We start from the raw sequence: 21047 nt of genomic DNA on the forward strand, positions 1-21047 counted from the left end.
CGCCGGGCGATCGGTATTCTTTCCGAAACCCTCGGCCGGGCTATATTGACGCCGGCCGGGTGGCGATCAGATCACGCAAGGTCGTGATCGTGGAGGAATCCGCGACGCCATCGATGCGGGTCGGCCGGAAGTGGCGCTGGAAGGCGGTGACGACCGCACGCATCGCCGCATCGAACTGGCCGGTGACCGGCTGCTCGTAGCCGTAGAGGGCCAACATCGCTTGCAGGGCCTCGACCGGCTGGCCGGTGTCGCCCATGGCGAAGAAGCGGCCATCCCGCACCGGCGCCGGCGGCACCCAGTGCCCGACGCCCTCGCGCGCCAGCCGCTCCCAGGGAAAGTCTTCGCCCGGATCCTCCTTGCGCGCGGGCGCCACGTCGGAATGGGCAAGAATGCGGGACCCGGGAATTGCGCGTCGGACGACGATGTCGCGGGCAAGCCGCGTCACCGCGGCGATCTGCGCCTCCGGATAGGGCGGGAGCCCGCCGGCATGGCCGGGATGAGCGATCTCGATGCCGATGGAACGGGAGTTGATGTCGCGTGCGCCCGCCCAGGCTCCGGCGCCCGCGTGCCAGGCGCGGTCGGCCTCCGGCACCATCTGGGCGATGCGCCCGTCCTCGAACACGAAGTAATGGGCCGAGACCTCGGCGGAGGGGTCGCACAGGCGGTCCAGCGCACCCTGCGCCGTCGGCATGCCGGTGTAGTGCAGGATCAGCATGTCGAGCGCCGCGCCGACCCGCGCACCGTGATTGGGCGAGGCGATGACGGCCTGCGCCAGCGGGGTGTCGGGAGAGAAGCTCACGTCAGCCCCCGCTCGGCCGCGATCCGGTCCCAGGCGGCGTTGATGGCGGCGAGCCGGTGCGTCGCGATCGCCACCGCCTCCGGCGGCAATCCGCGGGCCAGCGCCCGGTCGGGATGGTTCTCGGCCACCAGCCGCCGGTACTGCGCCTTGAGGGCAGCGGGGTCGGCGGAGCGTTCGAGGCCGAGCACGAGGTAGGGGTCGTCGGCGAGCCGCACGTGCCGGGCGGCGATCCGGCGGAAGGCCGCCTCATCGAGGCCGAAGATCCCGGCGACGGCGCGCAGGTAGCGCTCCTCGCCCTCGTGGATCGCCCCGTCGGCGGTGGCGATGTGGAACAGGCCGTCGAGCACGTCCTCCAGCAGGGCCGGCTCCTCACCGAAGGTCGCGGCAAGTTGTCCGGCATAGGCCTCGAAGCCGTCGGTCGTCGCCTTGGCGAGATCGAACAGGCGCTGGACGCCCGCGCGCGCCTCGGGCTCGACCTGCACCACCCGCCCGAAGGCCTGAACCTCGGACTCGGTCACAACACCGTCGGACTTCGCCATCTTGGCCGCGAGCGCCACAAGGCCCGTCGTGAACAGAACGTCGCGGGGCGTCGGGCCGAAGGGCGCGCCCTCGCGATCGACGAGAAAGTGGCCGGCGACCGATCCGACCAGCGCTCCGATCGGCCCACCGACCAGCACGCCGATCCCGGCCCCGCCGATCTTGCCCCATAGGCCGGTGCTCATCGGGCGCTGCCCGCGCGAGGAGAACGGGAGAGTCGGGGCGTCAGTGCGGGCAAGAGCGGTTCCGAGGTCATTCGGCGGGAGCGTTCATTGGAGCTAAACGCCGCAAAGCGTACCGCAGCACAAGCCCGGCGCGTTATCCGATCGCAAAAGGAAAGGGCCGGGGCTCGCCGCCCCGGCCCTTTCCCATGAACCGCGTCGCGATCAGCGGCAGTAGACGTTGCCGTACTCGTCGCGGAACGTGCCGTAGGGGCAGCGCGGCGCCGTCGCGGCACCGGCGATGGCACCACCCGCGCCGCCGATCGCGGCACCGGCCAGCGCGCCGCCCGCACGTCCGGTGGCAAGGCCGCCGACCGCCGCGCCGAGGCCCGCACCGAGGGCGCCGCCGCCCAGAGCCCGATCCTGAGGCGTGTTGCAGGCACCGAGCGAGAGCGCGAGGCTGCCCGCGAGGGCGGCGGCAATGAGTCTCTTCATGGTGGTCCGAACTCCCTTGTGCATCGGCGATCGGGCCATTTGCCGGTGCGGGGCACCGTTTTGGCCTTGGTTTGTCACCGGCTGCCATCGACGGCACATGAAACGGCCAAGATTGGGGCAGGTTGCATCGGCGCATGACTTTTCGCCCTGCGCCTGCCATCTGAAGGCGCGCCTGTTGCAAAATCGCCCGGTTTCGGCCCGCTGCCGACGGGCCTCTGTCCGAGGATCACCATGCCCAAAGCCAGCCTGATCGTCCGCAAGGCCGCCGTCCGGCCCGATCTCGTCGTCGATACGGTGACCCTCGACCACGCGGCCCGGGGGCAGGCCCACGCGCACCTGACAACGGCGGGAGGCTTGTCCGTCGATCTCAACCTGGATCGTGCCGCGGGCCTTGAGGACGGCGACGCGCTGAAGCTCGAAGACGGGCGCCTCGTGGCCGTGCGTGCCGCCGAGGAAGCGCTTCTGGAGGTCCGCGCCGGCAACCCGGCGCGCCTGCTGCGCCTCGCCTGGCAGCTCGGCGGCGAGCATGTCCCCGCGGAGGTCGGCGCGGACGTTCTCTACGTGCCGGCCAGCGCCGCCGAACTGATCCGCGGGGCCGGCTGCTCGGCCCATCCCGTGAACCGCCCCTTCAAGCCGGAGAAGGCTGCGCACGATCACAGCCAGTGCGGCCACGACCATCATCACCAGGGCCACGAGGCCCATACGCATGATGATCATGCTCATGAAGCCCATGCTGATCATGACCACGATCACGGTCACAGCCACGCCCACGGAGGCTGCGGGCATGACCACAGCCATGAGCACGGCCATAGCCACCGCCACGAACACTGAGCGGCTCCGAACGCCATCGAGACGCTCTGGGATTCGCGTGAGCGGCGGGGCATGCCCCGCCGCCACGGCCCGGAACACGTTGCAGAGCGTGATGGTTAACCGGGAAGTCGAATTCCGGGGGAAGCCATGACGGAAATCAGCGTCTTCCAGAACGGCGACGGACTCTGGGCGGTGACCGTTCAAGGTCTCGTCGTCACCGATTTGACCAAGGAGAGCGCGGAAGCCTTCGCAGCAAGCATTCTCAGACTTGGCGATCAGCAGCCCGCCCAAGAATCATAGCAGACGGGCGGCGATCCGGTCCGTCACCAGACCCTGGTTCGACCGTGCGCGGCCTGTGCGCATGGCCCGCAAAAGGGGTGCTTCAAACTTCCCCAACCAGCCTGCAACTTGTGCAGATCTGCGACCCCGACAAGGACACGGGACGTCCGTTCCGGTATTGAAGAGCCGGCAAACGCGCAAAGCGCTTCAACTTGGTGTCTCTCCTGAAACGCCCCTTCGCCGTCGCGGTGAGAGGAAACGATCGGTGATGAAACGTCTGTGAGGCACTCTCATCGGCGTTGCACAGGCGGAATCCGGTTCAAATCGGTGCCGCATCAGGAGGGATGACGTGCAGCAGGCTCAAGCAAGCCGCGAAGATCGGATCAGGGCCGTGGCCGCCGTGATCGCGCAGCATGACGTTACCAGCAGACAACTGCCCAGCAGCGGCCGACTGCCCCATGATCTCGCCCGCGCACTCGCCGAACGTGCGGTGGATGCCGTGATGGCAGCCGACAGCACCATGCGTCAGCAATCCTCGAACGGTGCGTGACTGCCGAGAGCTGATCCGACCCGATGGCATCAGGTCGGCGCCTCTCGCTATTTGTTTCGACGCGCGTGATGACGACGCGGCTTCGACCGTTGCGCCCGCCTCCTGGCGAACGCTCCGGTCCCGCAATGGCGGTGCTCATCTCTTTTGAGGCTGGCCGATGCGTGGTATCCGGCCGCGCCATTGCGTACATCGTCCTCACGGACGGCTTGCAGCCTGCGGAAGCAAGCAAATTCAACGCTTGCCGCATCGGCTTATCCCCGGCCGCTCAGGACGAGGCTCGAAGCGAACCGGCATCGAAACGGAACAGGGCGCACGTGTCGACCCCGGCTGAAAAACTGAACGTACTCAGCGGATGGCGCTTCAGCGTCGCACCGATGATGGATTGGACCGACCGGCAGTGCCGCGCGTTCCACCGAACCCTGTCGCGCCGGGCGCGGCTCTATACCGAGATGGTCACGACCGGGGCCGTGCTGCACGGGGACCGGGAGCGGCTGCTCGGCTTCGACGCCGGCGAGCAGCCGGTGGCGGTGCAGCTCGGCGGCTCGAATCCGGACGACCTTGCGGCGGCGGCGCGGATCGCCGCCGATTTCGGTTACGCCGAGATCAACCTCAACGTCGGCTGCCCCTCCGATCGGGTGCAGGAGGGACGCTTCGGCGCTTGCCTGATGCGCGAGCCAAACCTCGTGGGTGCCTGCGTGGCGGCCATGAAGGCGGCCGTCTCGGTGCCGGTGACCATGAAGTGCCGCCTGGGTGTCGATGATCAGGAGATCGAACAAGCCCTCGATGCCGTGGCCGACGCCGTGATCGCGGCGGGGGTCGACGGCCTCGTCGTGCATGCCCGCAAGGCTTGGCTCAAAGGTCTCTCGCCGCGTGAGAACCGGGACGTGCCGCCGCTCGATTACGGCCGTGTCGCCCGGCTGAAGCGGGCGCATCCGGATCTGCCGATCGCGGTCAATGGCGGGATCGCCGACATCGCCGCCGCCAAGGCCCGGCTCGACGATGTCGACGGCGTGATGATCGGCCGGGCCGCCTACACCGAGCCGGCGCTGCTGCTTGATGTCGATACCGAACTGTTCGGCGAACCGGGCCCCGTGGCCGACGCCTTCGCCGCGATCGAGGCCTTCGAGCCGATCGTCGCGGCAGGGCTCGAACGGGGCCTGCGGCTTCATGCCTATACCCGGCACATGCTCGGCCTGTTCAACGGGCGGCCCGGCGCGCGGGCCTATCGCCGGCATCTCGCCACCGCCGGCATGGGCCCGGAGGCGGGCCTCGCCACCCTGCGCGAGGCGGTGGCCAAGGTGTCCCGGGAACGTCCGCCGGCCTCCGAAGCGGCGTGATTCCGCGCGCTCGACGGCAAGCGCGATCGGATCACGGCCTCACGCGGCGCGGCGTTTCCGGCCGTTCCAGATCTCAAGCAGGGTCGGGAGTTCGCTCGCCGGAACCGGCGGGCTGAACAGGTAGCCCTGCGCCTCGTCGCAGCCCTCCTCGCGCAGCCAAGCGAGTTGCTCCGGTGTCTCGACACCTTCCGCGGTCGTCGTCATCCCGAGGCTGGAGGCGAGGCTGACCACCGCCCGCACGATGAAACCGGAGCCCTGCTCCACCGTCAGGTCGCGGGTGAAGGACTGATCGACCTTCATCTTGTCGAAGGGGAAGCTGCGCAGGTAGCTCAGGCTGGAATAGCCGGTGCCGAAATCGTCCATGGCGATCCGGGCTCCGAGGTCACGCAGCCCGTGCAGGATCGCCACCGTGGCGCTGCCGTTCACCAGCAGCACGCTCTCGGTGATCTCCAGTTCGAGGCGGCGGGCGGAGAGGCCGCTCGCGGCGAGCGCTGCCTGCACCGTCCCGATCAGCGCGATCGAGGTGAACTGCGCCGCCGAGACGTTGACCGCGACCTTGAGGCCCTCCGGCCAGCCTGCGGCTTCACGGCAGGCGCGGCGAAGCACCCACTCGCCCAGGGGCACGATGAGGCCGATCTCCTCGGCGAGCGGCACGAATTCGGCCGGCGAGACCCGGCCGCGGGTCGGGTGGGTCCAGCGCAGCAGCGCCTCGAAGCCGCAGATGCGCTCCTCGGCGAGGTCATAGATCGGCTGATAGTGCAGGTCGAACGCCTCCGCCTCGAAGGCGGCGCGCAGATCGAGTTCGAGGGCACGCCGGGCCTGGAGGCGGGCATCCATCTGCGCCTCGAAGAAGCGGAACACGCCGCGCCCGTCATCCTTGGCGCGGTAGAGGGCGACGTCGGCGCATTGCATCAGCCGCTCGGGTTCCAGCCCGTCTCCGGGGGCGAGCGCGATGCCGATGCTGACGCCCACGATGACGGAGTGATGGGTCAGCGCGTAGGGCGCGCTGACCACGTCGAGGATGCGACGGGCCAGGGTGGCGGCATCGGCAGGCGTCTCGACGCCCGCCTGGATGATCGCGAACTCGTCGCCGCCGAGACGGGCCACGGTGTCGACCTCGCGCAGGCAAGCCCTGAGGCGGTGCGCCACCGCCCGCAGCAACTCGTCGCCCACCGCGTGACCGAGGGTGTCGTTGACCTGCTTGAAGTTGTCGAGGTCGAGGCAGAGCACGGCAAAGCCGGTCTCGCGCCGGGCCTGGGTGATCGCCCCCTCGATCCGCTCGCGCAGCAGCACGCGGTTGGGCAGATCGGTGACGGCATCGTGCCGGGCCATGTGGGCGATGCGGGTCTCGGCGTTCCAGCGCTCGGTCGCCTCCTCGTAGATCGCCACGAAGCCACCACCGGCAATCGGCTGGATCTCGACGGCGACGACGCGTCCGTCGGCGAGATGCTGGACTTGGGCCGGCACGGCGTCGGCTCCCATCATCACGCCGATCTCGGCAATGCACTCGGCCTCGCTCCGGTCCGGCTGATCGCCGGCTCTGACATTGCTACGCAGCACTTCCAGCGCCGACATGCCGGGGGTCACGGCCCCCGGAGGCAGCCTGTAGATCTCGTGGTAGCGGCGGTTGACCACCAGCAGCCGGTGATCGCGATCGTAGAGAAGGAAGCCGAGGGAGAGGGTATCGAGCGCCGCGTTCAACCGGGCGATACGATCGCTCAATGCGTCCTCGCGGTGCTTCAGGGCCGTGATGTCGGTGAGGATGGTCAGATCGGCTCCGTCACCGAGCCGATGGCGGTCGGCGAGCAGATGGCGCCCGTCGGCAAGTGCGACCTCGCCGGAGGCGGCTTCCGGGAGATTTTGGAGCGCGGCGGCGGGCGCGGTCGCCAGGGCGATATGGCCGGAGGGCTCGCTCAGCACGCAGGCGACGATGCCCCCGGCGAAGGCTTCGGCGATGCGGGCTTCCGGGCGCAGACGCGCGGCCTTCTCCCGCTCGGCGAGGGTGTCACGAGCCGTGCGCAGTGCGAGGGTCGTGACGAGGATGGCGTCGAGTTCGGCAAGACCCGTTCGTGCGGCAGGCGGCGTCGGATCGGCGGCGATACCTCGAACGAGGCTTTCGGCGGCTTGCATCGCGCGGGTGAGGCTGCGGGCGAGCCGGCACAGAATCAGGCAGACGAAAACGTTGGTAAGGATGGCCGCGCCCCCGACGACCGTGAGCCTCAGGCCCGGCTCGGCGGAGAGCGAAGCCATCAGCGCAGTCGCGGCAAATCCGACGACGGTCAGGCACAGTCCGAAACCTGCGCGCAGCAGATGCCCGCCAAGCGTCTCGCGGCGGTCCTGGCCGTTGCCCCGATCTGCGGCTCCCTGACCTTCGGCCTGCGCCTGCATCGGTCGTCCACACCCTTCTTTCGTTCCCGGCAAAATGACCGGATCCGGTTAAGAGTGCCTCACGGAAGGCCAACCGAAGGTCGGTTTCTTGGGAAGGGCAATCGGACGGAGCGTTCTGCGCGAGGATGGCGCTGGTCAGAACTTGCCGAGCAGCGGAAATTCCTGGCTCAGCGTCGATTCGGAAGGCAGCGGCGCCTCGCGGCGGCGCGGCTTGCGGTTGAGCACCTGCTTCAGCTTCGTCTTCAGGAGGTTGATGTCGAACGGCTTGAGGATGAAGGCGTCGGCGCCCGCGACGTGGGCGTGGTTGATGTCCTCGAAGTCGAACGAGGACTCGGTGAGGATGAAGGGCGTGTTCATCAGGCTGTCGTCGGCCCGGATCTCGCGCAGGAGCTGAAGCCCGTCCATCGGCTCCATAGTGAGATCGGAAATGACGAGGGCGTAGCGGCGCTCCCGCATACGAACGAGGGCCTCGGCTGCGTCCGATACGCCCTCGACGTCCGGGAAACCGAGGCGGGTCATCAGCTCGATGATCAGCCGCAGGAGCTTGGGCTGGTCATCGACGATGAGGATGGGAAGCGTGTCGCTCATGGCGTCCGGGGTCGCATCTCAACGGGGTCTCTGAAGGGCGGGCTGGCGGCAGCCCACCCGCTCAAACGAACAGATGGTCGATGCCCTGCTTGGCCATCGATTCGGCTTGGAGCGTGACGGCCAGGCCGTGGATCGCGCTGCCCTTGGGCGTGCCCCGCTGCAGCATCGGCAGAAGGCCGGATTTGGCGAAATGCGGCTCGTTGGCGGTCGTGCGGCTCACCGTGGTGAAGGAGCTGACGAATTCCCGTTTGGCGATCTCGCGCCATTCGACGATCTGCACGTCGCGGTGGCGCGAATCAGCGGCAATCCGCTGGAAGGTCTCGTTGACCGACTGGCGTTCGCCCTCGACGACCTGGATCGCGAAATTCTGGTCGATGATCAGAAAGCTCGTGATCACGGCGAACTCGTTCTTCTTCTGAGCCTGACGGGTGATGTCACCGATCTGCTTGGCGCGCAGAGCCGGCTCGTTCGAGATGGTCAGGCGTGAGAAGTAGATCAGGTGGACGAGGCTCGTCCTCTTGTTCTTCATGAATCCCGTCCGACACGACAACTCCCGGCGACACTAACGGGGATGGCGATAACGGGCCGTAAACACGGCCGGACCCGGCAGAATCTGCCGCTCGCCCCATGCCTGCCCGTCCGAAACTGCCGAGCCCCGGCAAATCCATTCCAAAGATACCAATGACTTAGCTCTGGCACGCGCGTTGCGCTCTCGACTTCAGATCCACCGCTTCATGCGGTCTTTTGGAGCGAGCGAACGCCATGGACGTCTTTTCCGCGCTTCAGACCGCGGTTTCGGGCCTGAAGGCGCAGTCCTTCTCGCTGAGCAACATCTCGGGCAACATCGCGAACTCGCAGACGACCGGCTACAAGCGCATCGATACGAGCTTCGTCGACATGCTCGTCGACGGCGACGCGAAGAGCCAGACCGCGGGCTCGGTCGGCGCCTTCTCGGAGCTCACCAACTCGATCCAGGGCAACAAGGTCTCGACCGGCGTCTCCACCAACATGGCGCTCGACGGCCAGGGCTTCTTCGCGGTTCGCAAGAAGACCACCGATACCGGCGGCGGCGAGGCCTTCTCCACCGCCAACCTCTATACCCGCCGCGGCGATTTCGCCCCGGACAAGGACGGTTACCTCGTCAACAGCGCGGGCGCCTACCTCGTCGGCGCGAGCCTCGACCCGGTCACCGGCCAGACCAACGGCACGGGTCCGATCAAGATCTCGAACGCGATCATCCCGGCCAAGCCGACGACGACGCTCACCTACTCGGCCAACCTGCCCAAATCCCCCGCCACGACCAACGCCGCCTCGACGCAGGGCCTGCTCTCCGCCTTCACCGACGGGACCGACGCGCGGGTGACGCCGACCAACGGCCGGACCGGCGGCACCGTCTCCCAAACCAATGCGCAGAGCTTCATCGACAACAGCATCGCCGGCCCGGCCCTGACCGTCTACACCGCCTCGGGTGCCCCCGTGAGCGTTCAGAGCCGGTGGGCGAAGGTGGCCGCCGCCGACACCGCGACCGGCACGAGCGACACCTGGAACCTGTTCACCGCCGACAAGACCAGCGTCACCGGCAACCAGTCGAGCTGGACCAACATCGGCCAGGCCTTCACCTTCAGCCCCAGCGGGCAGATGACCGCCCCGACCGGGAAGACGGTTCCGATCAGCAATCTGACCGTCGACGGCGTCAATGTCGGCGAGGTCACCCTCGATCTCAGCGGAGGCCTCACGCAGTACGCCGCAGCCTCCGGCACCGTGACGACCAACGACCTCAAGCAGAACGGCTACGCCTCCGGCACGCTGAACTCCGTTGAAGTCGGCGAGAACGGCATCATCAGCGGCAAGTATTCCAACGGCTCGGTGATCGGGCTGGCCCGGGTCGAAGTGGCGCAGTTCGTCAATCCCGACGGACTGAAACCGGATTCGATGGGCAACTACCAGCAGACCGTCGCCTCGGGAGAGGCCATCAGCGGGCTCAAGGATTCGACCGTGGTCGGGGCAAACGTCGAGCAGTCGAATACGGACATTGCCGCGGAATTTTCGAAGATGATCGTTACCCAACAGGCCTACTCTGCCAACACCCGGGTGATGTCGACGGCGCAGACGATGATCTCCGATCTCTTGAACGTCATCCGCTGACGAACCCCTGAGGGAGGAGAAGCGCCTTGGCCCTCGACGCGTTCAGCACGGCCACCGCCGGCCTGCGGGTCACGCAGGCTCAGATCGGGGTCGTCTCGCAGAACATCGCCAATGTCGGCACCGCCGGCTATGTCCGGCGCACGCTCTCTCCGATCACGTCGGGCTCGGGGAATGCGGGCGTCGCCACCGGCACGGTCGCGCGGGCGCTCGACGCGGCCGCGCTCAAGCAGCTCCGCGCCGAAAGCTCGGGGGCGGCCTACACCTCGCTGATGTCGAAGACCCGCACGCAGCTCGACACGCTCTACGGGCGACCCGGAGACGCCTCGGCGCTCGACGGGGTGTTCAACAACTTCACGCTCTCGCTTCAGACCCTGGCCGCCAACCCGACATCGACGGCCGCACGGGCGACGGTGCTCAGCGCGGCCAACGACCTCGCCACGCGCATCGGCAGCGCCGCCAACGGGGTGCAGGCCCTGCGCTCGGGGCTGGAATCGCAACTCGCCAGCGACACCGAGAAGGCCAGCGGCCTGCTCGCGCAGCTGGCCAAGCTCAACACCCGCATCGTCGCGACTGCGACCGGCGACGCGAGCCGCCCCGAACTGGAGGATCAGCGCGACCAAGCGCTCACCAGCCTGTCGGGCCTCATCGACATCAACGCCGTCCCCCAGAGTGATGGCAGCGTGAGCGTGCTGACCAGCTCCGGCGTCACCCTGCTCGACCGCTCCAACGCCGCCTCGCTCCGCTTCGATGCCCGCGGCACGCTCTCGGCCAACGCGCTTTATGCCACCGACCCGTCGCAGAGCGGCGTCGGCACCATCGTCGCGTCGACGCCCGGTGGCGGCAAGATCGACCTGCTCGGCTCCGGGGCGATCCGCTCCGGCTCGATCGCCGCTGCAATCGAGCTGCGCGATACGGTGTTGCCGCAGGCCCAGCGCCAGCTCGACGACCTCGCGGCGGGGCTGTCGCGCGCAATGTCCGACCGTCTAGCCACCGGCACGGCCCCCACCGACGGCACCAAGGGGGGCTTCGACATCGACCTGACCGGTCTTTCGGCCGGCAACGCCATCACCCTGACGGTACAGGACGGGAGCGGCAAGCAGCGCAATCTCATCCTGATGCCCTCCTATCAGAATCCGGCCCCCGCAATTCCCGCCGGCGCCACAGACGACGCGAACGCCACGGTAATCCCGTTCACGATCCGGCGGCCCGATGCGACCCCCGCCCGCACCGCGGACGAGATCCGCGGCGCGATCACCGCGGCGTTGGGCGGGGGATACACGGTGTCGAGCGTGCCGGGCGGCGAGGCCGGCGCGATGCGCATCCTCTCGAGCGGGGGGGCCACCCTGATCGCGGCGAGCGCCAGCGTGACGCAAGTCACCTCGGCGAGCGACATCAAGGGCTCCACCACGCAGCTTCCGCTCTTCGTCGATGGCGCCTCCGCCACGCTCTACACCGGCTCCTTCGACGGCGGCTCGCAGCTCACGGGCTTCGCACAGCGCATCGCCGTGAATCCCGCGGTGGTCGGCAGCGCCGGAAGCCTCGTCGGCATCACCGGGGCGGGCGCGGCGAGCGGAATCGGCGACGGGACCCGGCCGCAGGCGCTGTTCACCGCGCTGACGGGGGCCCAGCGTCTCTTCTCCTCGTCGAGCGGCATCAGCGGCATCGACGCCCCGACGCGGTCGAGCGTCGCCGACTTCGTCCAGGGCGTCATCTCGGTGCAGGGCGCGGCGGCGGCGGCGGCGCAGGATCTCGACGAGGGACAAAGCATCGCCCTCTCGACGGCGCAGGGGCGCTTCGCTTCCGCCTCGGGCGTCAACATCGACGAGGAGATGTCGAACCTGATCGCGCTCCAGCAGGCCTACGCGGCCAACGCCCGCGTGCTCACCGCCGCCCGCGACATGATCGACACCCTACTCAGGATCTAGAGCATCGTCCTGGATACCGGATCCAGGACGATGCTCTCGCCTTTCGTTTTTGCATCATCTTCTTCCGAAAGCCGGCAACCCGCTTTCGGGACGATGCTCTAGGTACGGAGCCGCCGATGACCATCACCGCTTTCGCCGCCGGCACCTACCGCTTCGACCGTCAGTCGGCGAGCCTCGTCACCATGAAGAACCAGCTCGACGGGCTGGCGCAGCAGCTCTCGACCGGGCGCACCGCCGAAACCTATGGCGGCCTGGGCGTGGCGCGCACGACGAGCTTGAGCGCGCACGCGGCGATCAGCGCCCAGGACGGCTACCTCGCAGCGATCGGCTCGGCCGAGACCCGGGTGAAACTGACGAGCGCCAGCCTCACGCAGCTCAAGTCGCTTTCCGACAGCACCCGCTCGAACCTCACCGGAATCGTCTCTTCCCGTAACGAGAAGCTGCCGGCGACCACCGTGCAGCTTGCTGCCAACAACCTCTCGGCGGCCGTCGATGCCCTGAACCAGCAGGCGGGCGGGGTCTACGTCTTCTCGGGGCGGGCGACCGACACGGCGCCGGTCGTTTCCGAGCAAGCCATCATGAACGGTGTTCCGGCGGAGGGCCTCGACGGCCTCAAAGCCATGATCGCCGAGCAGAAGAAGGCCGATCTCGGCCCCTCGGGCAACGGCCGCCTGACACAGAGCGTCGGCCCCCGGACGATCGGTCTGTCGGAGGATTCCAGCGCCGAAGCGAGGGCGAATTTCGGCTTCACCCTCATGGCCGCGTCGAGTTCTAACAGCACCACGCTCGGCGCGAACGTTGCCGCCGGATCGAAGCCGGACGTCGGCTTGAGCTTTGCCGAGCAGCCTGCCGAGGGCGCTCAGGTGCGGGTGGTGGTTCAGCTCGCCGACGGCAGTCAGAAGACCCTCGACCTCACGGCCCGTGCGGGCGAGGCGGGCAATGCGGCCGGAGCTTTCTCCATCGGAGCCACCAAGGAAGACACCGCCGCGAACCTGAAGCGGGCGCTCGGCGGGGCCGACATCGCCAGCGTGCAGAGCGCGAGCCCGCCCGGCGTGGCGGCGGCCTTCACCAACGGCCGAGCCGCCACGGCGACCCTTACGGTCGGCAGCAATCCCTCGGCCGGCGACACGATCACGCTGAAGCTCGGCATGCATGACGGCACGACCAAGTCGATCACCCTGACCGCCGCCGCGACCGCCGATTCCGGCTCCGCGACGACGTTCGCCATCGGTGCGACGCCGGAGGAGACCACCGCGAACCTCTCCCGCTCGCTCCAGAACGCCCTGACGACGGCGGCCAACACCGAACTCTCGGCGAGTTCGACCGGCCGCGCCTCGCTCAACTTCTTCGAGGGCTCGCCCGCCGCCGGCCTGAGCCCGCGGCGCGTCGCGGCGGACGGCAACGGCTACGCCGAGACGGCAAGCGCCAAGACCGTGATCTGGTACAAGGGCGACACCTCCGCCGACCCGCGGGCGACGGCGACCGTGCAGGCCGGCACCAGCCGGACGGTCGAGATCGGCGCGCAGGCCAACGAGGAGGGGATCCGCCGGACGCTTGCCGGGATCGCCGCAATGGCAGCGGAGAACTTCACCACCGGGACCGGCGCGGTCGACACGGCGCGTTTCGAGGCGGTCTCCACCCGGGCGGCGAACCTGCTCACCGCGGGCGACGGCCAGCAGAGCCTGGAGCAGCTCGGCACCGATTTCGGCCTGGCGGCCAGCAGCATGGCCAACGCGAAATCGGTGGCCAACACCACCAAGGCGACCCTGCAGGACTCCCTCGACGGGGTCGATACGGTCTCGACGGAAGAGGTCGCGGCCAAGCTCCTGAGCCTGCAGACGCAGTTGCAGGCGAGCTACAAGGTCACCTCGATCCTCTCCGAGATGAGCCTCGTCAACTATCTCCGCTGATCCGGTTTCCGCTCGATCCAAGCGGGAAGCCGCCTTTCGGGATGATGCTCTATCGTTCACCCTGCACGCTGCGCGCGCGGAGCCACAAACGAAAGCGGCCCGAGGATGCCTCGGGCCGCTCGTTCGTCTGGTTCGTTTACTCGGCCGCGTCCGGCGTATCGGTCTTCTCGGGAGCAGCCTCGTCCTCGGGGCCCTTGTAGCGGGTCCGGCGGCGACGCGGCTTCGGCGCGGGCGCGTCCTCGGCCGACGACGGCACTTCGGCGGCAGGGGCCGCCTCGCGCGGCTCCGGCGCGGATCGCGCGGCCGGGGCCTCGGGGGCCGGCGTAGGATTGCGGGTCGCTGTCATCAGGAAGGCGGGCAGCGCCGACGGATCGGCGGCCTCGGCCGCAGCGGCGCGGCTGGCCTCGCTCGCACGACCCCGCCCACGCCGCGGCGCCGGGCTTTCGGAACGCGGGGGCGACTCGGACCGTGCCGCAGGCTCGGCGCGGGTGTCCTGACGCGGCTCTTGTCTTGATTCCTGCCGTGCTTCTTGCCGCGATTCCTGGCGGGGCTCCTGACGCGGTGCCTCGGGGAACTCGCCGCGACCGTTCTCGAAGCGGGCAGCGTCGCGACGGTTCTCGCGACCCTGCGGCTCGCGACCTTGGTTGTCGCGGCTTTGAGATTCACGGCCTTGGTTGTCACGGCCTTGGTTGTCACGGCCTTCTTGGGGCTGTTGCCCGAAATCCTGCCGATAGTCCTGACGCCGGTCCTGGCGGTAATCCTGCCGCGGGCCGTCCTGACGGGGGTAGTCCTGACGATCTTGGCGCTCAGGCCGGTCCTGGCGCTCGGATCGATCTTGGCGCTCGGGCCGATCTTGGCGATCCTGACGGAAGTCCTGCCGCGGCTCGCCGCGGTTATAATCCTGCCGGTTTCCCTCGAAGCGCTGGCCCCGGTCGTTGCGATCGTTGCGCTCGCGCCCCTGGTCGCGGGGCTGGAAGCGCTGGTTGCGATCATTGCGATCGTTGCGCTGGGGCCTGCCGTCGAAGTCGTGGCGCTCGAACGGCTGCGGCTGCTGCGTCGGGTCGCCGTACTCGTCGGTGCCGTAGCCGAGACCCTGGCGACCGCCCTCGGCGCCCTGGCCCTGACCGGTCTCATCGTCGCCTTCCTCGTCCTCGTCGAAGCCGTTGCGGGCATAGCCCTGCGTGACCTGCGGACGGCCGGGCTCCTGAGCGCCGGTGATGATCCGGAAATAGTGCTCGCCATGCTGGAAGTAGTTCTCGGCGGCGACCGGATCGCCGCTCGCGAGAGCGTCGCGCGCAAGCTGCGCGTACTTGTCGGCGATATGCTGCGCGGTGCCGCGAATTTTGACGTCGGGACCGTTCGACTCGTAGGAGCGCGTCAGCGGATTCGGACCCTTGGGCCGATTGCGACCCCGCATCCGTCGATTCTGGTTTGGTCTCATCGGCCTCGATTGACCCTCGTTACCTGTCGCTCAGCGTGACTGACAGTGCAGGAGCTTGGCTCGCGGACAGGGCGAGCCGGGCGCAGAGCGCCCGACCGCGCTTCATTCCGCGATATTTGCCGTTCGTCTGGTGGCTGCGCTCGGTTTTGGCGCGCCGCGAGACATCCCTCGACTGTCAGGTTCGATATCACCGAGCCTAGCCGCGACTGCCGGAGCGCGTCCGCTCGATGGTGGGAAGACCGCCCGAAGCCGGAGGACACGGTCAAAACCGATCCTACCGATACCGTTTGAAAGAGTGCCTCACAAAACTCCCGGTTCTCGGGAGCTCCCTTTGGCCGGTGGGGCGCAGCGGGAGTTTTGTGAGAGACGCTCAACGGACCATTGGCGGCCTGCATCCCTAAGCTAGTGACTGACGCCCTCGACAACAAGCATTTTTTCGTGTCCGAGGCGTCTTATGCCGGAATTGTGCGGGTCTATCGGTCATTCGCGCCACAGACCGACGCGAAATCCGCTCCCTCGATCCGTCACCTGCCCGCCAAGGATGGCCGAAGCGTGACGACCCGGTCGTGGCCGGCGAGGTCCCGGCCGACGCCGATGACCTCGAATCCCGCCTCCTGCGCGAGAGGGGTCAGGGCGTTTCCCTGATCGTAGCCGATCTCCAGCACGAGCGCGCCGTGCGCCGAGAGCAGGCCCGGCCGCCGCGCGACATCCGCGAGGATCGCCCGGTAGGCGTCGAGGCCGTCGGCCCCGCCATCAAGGGCGGCGCGCGGATCGTGCCCGCGCACCTCCGGTTCGAGCGTTTCGATGACGGGGGCGGCAATGTAGGGCGGGTTCGAGACGATGAGGTCGAACGGCCCCTTCAGCGCATCGAGCCAGGAGCCGCACAGGAAGGCGGCCCGATCGGCGACACCGTTCGCCGCCGCGTTCCGCCGGGCGACCGCCAGTGCCGCCGCCGACCGGTCGAGGCCGATGCCGAGCGCCCCCGGCCGCTCGTGCAGCAGAGCCACGAGGATGCAGCCGGATCCGGTGCCGAGATCGATCAGGCGCAGCGGCTGCTCGGGCAGCAGGCGGAGGGCCGTCTCCACCACGCTCTCGGTGTCGGGCCGCGGCACCAGCGTCTCCGGGCCGAGGGCGAAGGGCAGCCCCCAGAACTCCCAGGCGCCGAGGATCCGCGCTACCGGCTCACCCGCAAGCCGCCGTTCCGCCGCATGCCGGAGTGCCTCCGCACCGGCCGCACCGATCGGTTCGCGCCCGCGCAAGCTCAGGTCGAGGGGAGTGAGCGAAAGGGCGTGCAGGGCGAGGAAGCGCGCGTCCGAGCGCGCATTCGGCAACCCGGCCTCCTCGAAGGTCCGGACAAGGTGCCGCAGCGCGGCCTCTCGGGGAAGCGTCGCAGCAAAGCGGGGGCTCATACCGGCCCCTGCCGTCACGCCATTCCCTCGGCGGCCAGCAACTCGGCCTGATGCTCGGTCACCAACGCGTCGATCACCTCGTCGAGCGCCTGGCCGGCCATGACCTCCTCCAGTTTGTAGAGAGTCAGGTTGATGCGGTGGTCGGTGACGCGGCCTTGCGGGAAATTGTAGGTGCGGATGCGCTCCGAACGATCGCCGGAGCCGACCTGCGCCTTGCGGTCGGCGGCCCGCGCCGAATCCTTGGCGGTGCGCTCGGCATCGAACAGCTTCGAACGCAGGAGGGACATCGCCCGGGCGCGGTTCTTGTGCTGCGAGCGCTCCTCCTGGACGAACACCACCACGCCGGTCGGCATATGGGTGATGCGGATCGCCGATTCCGTCTTGTTGACGTGCTGGCCGCCGGCGCCCTGCGCCCGCATGGTGTCGATCTTCAGGTCGGCCTCGTTGACGACGATGTCGACCTCTTCCGCCTCCGGCAGCACGGCGACCGTGGCGGCGGAAGTGTGGATGCGCCCCTGCGTCTCGGTGTCGGGCACGCGCTGGACGCGGTGGGCCCCGCTCTCGAACTTGAGGCGCGAGAACACCGAGCGGCCCTTCACTTCGGCCACGACCTCGCGATAGCCGCCGGCCGTGCCCTCGCTCTCCGAGATCACCTCGACGCGCCAGCCCTTCGACTCGGCGTATTTCGCGTACATGCGAAACAGGTCGCCCGCGAACAAAGCCGCCTCGTCACCGCCGGTGCCGGCGCGGATTTCGAGGATCGCGCTCTTCTCGTCGGCCGCATCCTTGGGCAGCAGGATCAGTTGCAGCGCACGGTGGGCCTGTTCGAGCGCACCTTCCGCCTCCGGCTTCTCCTCGGCGGCGAGCGCGCGCATCTCCGGATCGCCGCCCGGCTCGTCGATCATCGCCCGGATGCCGGCCAGGTTGGCCTCAGCCAGACGATAATGATGGATCGCGGCCACGACGCCGTCGAGTTCGGACAATTCGCGGGAGAGCTGCACGATGCTCCCGGCATCGGCCGAACCGTCGGCGAGCTGCGCCGTAACGATGTCGTGCCGCGCCAGGATGGCGTCGAGGCGATCGGAGGGAATGGGGGTCATCGCCTGTCAGGATACTCGTCGATGGTGCGCGTCAAATCGGAAGGGGACGGGGCGGATCGCACGGCCGCTTCGGCTGGCTCGCCGGAACGGCAAGGTTCATGGCGGTCCGACCGGCACCCGTTACCCGTGCGGCGACCGGGAGGGAAGATGCGCCGGGTCCGGTCCGCCGCGCATCGGGGTCGTTCACGGGCCGCTCAAGCCGCAGCGGACCACGCAGACGCCGCAAGGACGACCTCCGCCGGCACGTTCACCCAGGTCTCGCCGTCGGGCGCGGGGTTGGCGGCGAGCCAGTCGCCGACGATCCGGTAACCGAGAGTGTATCCGAGCCAGCGCGGATGGCGCCCGCCGGCTCCGAAGAACCAGCCGGCGTGATCGTGATCGGGCGCCCGGAGTTCCGCCGCACTCGGGAGATGGTCCCGCAGAGCCGCGTCGTCCAGGGCGCATTCCCAGGGCTCGGGAGGGCCTGCGAAGAGCGTCCCGGCGAACTGTCCGGCCAGTCCCTCGCTGACGAGCGCCTCGCCCAGCGTGCGCCCGTATCCAGGGCCGGCGTAGCGCCGGCAATGGTGCACCTCGTGGGCGATCGTCCGCCGGATGTCGCCGGTGTCGAGGCTCGCCGCGAAGTTCGGATTGAGCGGATCGACGGTGAGCGCGCACAGACCCGGACGATAGGCGCGGCCGGCCGTGCCGACCTCCGGGATGACCGCCCCGGCCACGCGTTCCACGAGAATATCCATCCGGAACGGCGGCAGGACGCCGGCCACGGCGTGCCGGGCCGTCTCGATCTCGGCCGCGATCCGCTCGCGCCAGGGCGCGAGGTCGCCCTCGGCCTCCAGCCAGTGCAGGTGCCAGTCCAAAGAATCCTCCGACCTAAATCGGCACGCCGCTCGCCTTGGCATAGGCGGCGAGCGCAGGCCGGACCGAGGCGCCGTCGGTCACCCGAGTCAGCTCGGCCTGGATCAACGCGGCGACCTCGCCGGCATCGGCGGAGAGAACCATCGCCTTGACCGGGCCGATCGAGGCCGGCGACATCGAGAAATCACGGAAGCCGAGGCCGATCAGCGCCAGCGCCTCGAGCGGGCGCCCGCCGATCTCGCCGCAGACGGTGGCCGGACATCCCTGCGCCGCGGCGCGCTCGGCGATGAGGCGGAAGGCGCGCATCGCCGCCCCACACAGGGGATCGAAGCGGTTGGCCACGCGCCGGTTCTCGCGATCGACCGCGAACAGGAACTGCATCAGGTCGTTCGAGCCGACCGAGAGGAAATCCGCCTCGCGGGCGATCTCATCGATCTGGAACAGCAGCGAGGGCACCTCGACCATCGCGCCGAGGCGGCAATCGCTCGGCAGGGCGTAGCCGTGGCGGCGCAAGTGCGCCTTCTCGCGCTCGACGATGTCGCGGGCGCGGGTGAATTCCTCGACGGTGGCGACCATCGGGAACATGATCTTGATCGGGCGCCCGGCCGCAGCCTTCAGCAGCGCGCGCAACTGCACTCGCAGCAAAGCCGGCCGGTCGAGGCCGATGCGGATCGCCCGCCAGCCGAGCGCCGGGTTCTCCTCCTCGAGCGCCGGCATGTAGGGGAGGATCTTGTCGCCGCCGATGTCGAGGGTGCGGATCGTGACCGGAAGGTCGCCGGTCGCCGAATAGACCGCCTCATAGAGCGTCTGCTGCTCGGCCGCCGAGGGCATCCGCTCGGCGATCATGAATTGCAGCTCGGTGCGGAACAGGCCGACGCCCTCCGCCCCGGTCTCGTGCAGATGGGTCAGGTCGACGAGGAGGCCCGCGTTGAGGTGCAGGCCGATCTTTACGCCGTCGCGGGTGACGGCGGGCACGTCGCGCAGGGCCCGGTACTGCTCCTGCCGCCGGGCGCGCAGGCGCACCATCTCGGCGTAGGACGCCTCGACCTCGGGTGTCGGCCGGATCTGCACCTCGCCCGACAGACCATCGACGATGATCGCGTCGCCGGCATCGCACAGGCTCGTGGCGTTGGCGATCTCGCCGACCGCCGGGATGCCGAGCGCGCGGGCGACGATGGCGATGTGGCTCGTCGGCCCGCCCTCCTCCAGCACCACGCCGCGTAAGCGCGCCCGGTCGTAGTCGAGGAGTGCGGCCGGCCCCATGGAGCGGGCGACCAGGATCGCGTTCTCCGGCAGGCCGTCGCCGTTCCGCCCCTCCTGGCCGACGAGGCGGCGCAGCAAACGGTTGGCGAGGTCGTCGAGATCGTGCAGGCGGTCACGTAGATAGGGGTCGCTCTGGCGCAGCATCCGGGCGCGGTTGTCCGACTGCACCCGCTCGACCGCGGCCTCAGCGGTCAAGCCCGACTGGACCGCCTCGCGCATCCGCCGCAGCCAACCCTTGTCGTGGGCGAACATCCGCACGGTCTCGAGGATCTCGCGGGACTCGCCCGAACTGAGGCCGTCGCCGCGTTCGACCAGCTCGTCGATCGCCGAGCGCACGTCCTCGATCGCCTCTTCGAGCCGCTCCATCTCGCGCTCGACGTTTTCGGCGATCAGCAGCTTCACGACGATGCGCGGCTCGTGCAGCACGACGTGGCCGAGGCCGATCCCGTCGGCGAGCGCGACGCCGCGCTGGCTCACCGGGCGCCGCGCCGCGGTGCCGGCGCCGGGCGACAGCGCCTGGAGTTCGCCCGAGGCGATCAGCTCCGCCAGCACCATGGCGGTGGTCTGGAGCGCCTCGATCTCCTCCTCGGAATAGACGCGGTAGGTCTTGTTCTGGACCACCAGCACGCCGAGCGTATTCCCGGCCCGCAGCAGCGGCACGCCGAGGAAGGCGTGGTAGATCTCCTCGCCCGTTTCCGGGCGATACGAGAACGAGGGGTGCGACTGCGCGTCGGAGAGCGCCAGCGGTTCGGCAGTCTTGGCGATCAGGCCGACGAGGCCCTCGTCGGCGCGCATGCGGGTGATGTGGACCGCGTCGCGGTTCAGACCCTCGGTTGCAAACAGTTCGAGGGTGTTGTCATCGCGCACCACGTAGACCGAGCACACCTCGGCGATCACGTTCGCCGCGATGAGGACGACGATCCGATCAAGACGCTGCTGCGGACTGACCGGCTCCGCCATGGCTTCGCGGAGCCGGCGCAGCAGCAGGCGCGGGCCTCCGGGCGCAGCGGGCATCGTGTCGTCAATCCGGGTCGGCCGGCGCAACCCTGGCTGGTGAG

At 68.9% G+C, this 21047-nt stretch carries 18 protein-coding genes; 7 read left to right on the forward strand and 11 right to left on the reverse strand.

The annotated features are described in order from the left end of the window. Positions 1 to 40: 40 nt before the first annotated feature. The 3 genes from MKK50_RS06315 to MKK50_RS06325 all read right to left on the reverse strand — a co-directional run bounded on the left by MKK50_RS06315 (position 41) and on the right by MKK50_RS06325 (position 1992). Positions 41 to 799, reverse strand: coding sequence for an N-acetylmuramoyl-L-alanine amidase (locus tag MKK50_RS06315; protein WP_499021161.1), 759 nt, complete (start codon positions 797 to 799; stop codon positions 41 to 43). Continuing rightward, a complete protein-coding gene (locus MKK50_RS06320) occupies positions 796 to 1521 on the reverse strand; it encodes a TerB family tellurite resistance protein (RefSeq protein ID WP_253367096.1) in 726 nt (241 codons plus the stop codon). Before MKK50_RS06320 ends, MKK50_RS06315 begins: the two co-directional genes overlap by 4 nt. 201 nt (positions 1522 to 1722) lie before the next feature. Next, positions 1723 to 1992: a YMGG-like glycine zipper-containing protein gene (locus MKK50_RS06325; protein WP_253367094.1), complete on the reverse strand. Its 270-nt coding sequence runs from the start codon at positions 1990 to 1992 to the stop codon at positions 1723 to 1725. 231 nt (positions 1993 to 2223) lie between these two features. Here MKK50_RS06325 and MKK50_RS06330 point away from each other — a divergent pair, with 231 nt between their 5' ends. From MKK50_RS06330 to dusA, 4 genes are all read left to right on the forward strand, one after another. Then, positions 2224 to 2823, forward strand: coding sequence for an urease accessory protein UreE (locus MKK50_RS06330; protein ID WP_499021164.1), 600 nt, complete (start codon positions 2224 to 2226; stop codon positions 2821 to 2823). 126 nt (positions 2824 to 2949) lie between these two features. Continuing rightward, a complete protein-coding gene (locus tag MKK50_RS06335; RefSeq protein WP_253367090.1) occupies positions 2950 to 3102 on the forward strand; it encodes a hypothetical protein in 153 nt (50 codons plus the stop codon). Between the two features lie 328 nt (positions 3103 to 3430). Further along, complete coding sequence (locus MKK50_RS06340) at positions 3431 to 3631, forward strand: hypothetical protein (RefSeq protein WP_499021166.1); 201 nt, start codon at positions 3431 to 3433, stop codon at positions 3629 to 3631. Positions 3632 to 3945: 314 nt separating this feature from the next. Next, positions 3946 to 4968 (forward strand): tRNA dihydrouridine(20/20a) synthase DusA, encoded by a 1023-nt coding sequence (gene dusA, locus MKK50_RS06345; protein ID WP_499021168.1) that lies wholly within the window; start codon positions 3946 to 3948, stop codon positions 4966 to 4968. A gap of 39 nt (positions 4969 to 5007) precedes the next feature. Here dusA and MKK50_RS06350 read toward each other — a convergent pair whose 3' ends face one another. From MKK50_RS06350 to MKK50_RS06360, 3 genes are all read right to left on the reverse strand, one after another. Next, entirely contained in the window at positions 5008 to 7356 is a 2349-nt protein-coding gene (locus tag MKK50_RS06350; RefSeq protein WP_499021170.1) for a putative bifunctional diguanylate cyclase/phosphodiesterase, read from the reverse strand. A 135-nt stretch (positions 7357 to 7491) separates the two neighbouring features. Further along, positions 7492 to 7944 (reverse strand): response regulator, encoded by a 453-nt coding sequence (locus MKK50_RS06355; RefSeq protein ID WP_253367085.1) that lies wholly within the window; start codon positions 7942 to 7944, stop codon positions 7492 to 7494. A 61-nt stretch (positions 7945 to 8005) separates the two neighbouring features. Then, positions 8006 to 8473, reverse strand: coding sequence for a BLUF domain-containing protein (locus MKK50_RS06360; RefSeq protein ID WP_253367084.1), 468 nt, complete (start codon positions 8471 to 8473; stop codon positions 8006 to 8008). A 233-nt stretch (positions 8474 to 8706) separates the two neighbouring features. Between MKK50_RS06360 and MKK50_RS06365 the strand changes: the two genes are divergently transcribed. The 3 genes from MKK50_RS06365 to MKK50_RS06375 all read left to right on the forward strand — a co-directional run bounded on the left by MKK50_RS06365 (position 8707) and on the right by MKK50_RS06375 (position 13924). Continuing rightward, positions 8707 to 10089, forward strand: a complete 1383-nt coding sequence (locus MKK50_RS06365; protein WP_253367083.1) for a flagellar hook protein FlgE — start codon at positions 8707 to 8709, stop codon at positions 10087 to 10089. 26 nt (positions 10090 to 10115) lie between these two features. Further along, entirely contained in the window at positions 10116 to 12014 is a 1899-nt protein-coding gene (gene flgK / locus MKK50_RS06370) for a flagellar hook-associated protein FlgK (protein ID WP_499021172.1), read from the forward strand. Positions 12015 to 12130: 116 nt separating this feature from the next. Then, positions 12131 to 13924 (forward strand): hypothetical protein, encoded by a 1794-nt coding sequence (locus MKK50_RS06375; RefSeq protein WP_499021174.1) that lies wholly within the window; start codon positions 12131 to 12133, stop codon positions 13922 to 13924. 136 nt (positions 13925 to 14060) lie between these two features. On the opposite strand, the gene MKK50_RS06380 is transcribed toward MKK50_RS06375, so the two are convergent. From MKK50_RS06380 to ptsP, 5 genes are all read right to left on the reverse strand, one after another. Beyond that, positions 14061 to 15341 (reverse strand): DUF4167 domain-containing protein, encoded by a 1281-nt coding sequence (locus MKK50_RS06380; RefSeq protein ID WP_499021176.1) that lies wholly within the window; start codon positions 15339 to 15341, stop codon positions 14061 to 14063. A 548-nt stretch (positions 15342 to 15889) separates the two neighbouring features. Beyond that, positions 15890 to 16774, reverse strand: coding sequence for a peptide chain release factor N(5)-glutamine methyltransferase (gene prmC / locus MKK50_RS06385; RefSeq protein WP_499021243.1), 885 nt, complete (start codon positions 16772 to 16774; stop codon positions 15890 to 15892). A 14-nt stretch (positions 16775 to 16788) separates the two neighbouring features. After that, on the reverse strand, positions 16789 to 17874 hold the full coding sequence (gene prfA / locus MKK50_RS06390; RefSeq protein WP_253367079.1) for a peptide chain release factor 1: 1086 nt from the start codon (positions 17872 to 17874) through the stop codon (positions 16789 to 16791). Between the two features lie 194 nt (positions 17875 to 18068). Then, complete coding sequence (locus tag MKK50_RS06395) at positions 18069 to 18728, reverse strand: DUF2268 domain-containing putative Zn-dependent protease (RefSeq protein WP_499021178.1); 660 nt, start codon at positions 18726 to 18728, stop codon at positions 18069 to 18071. Positions 18729 to 18741: 13 nt separating this feature from the next. After that, positions 18742 to 21003: a phosphoenolpyruvate--protein phosphotransferase gene (ptsP, locus tag MKK50_RS06400; RefSeq protein WP_499021179.1), complete on the reverse strand. Its 2262-nt coding sequence runs from the start codon at positions 21001 to 21003 to the stop codon at positions 18742 to 18744. Positions 21004 to 21047 lie beyond the last annotated feature (44 nt).

This window comes from Methylobacterium sp. J-043 (assembly GCF_022829505.1).
GTDB lineage: Bacteria > Pseudomonadota > Alphaproteobacteria > Rhizobiales > Beijerinckiaceae > Methylobacterium > Methylobacterium extorquens_A.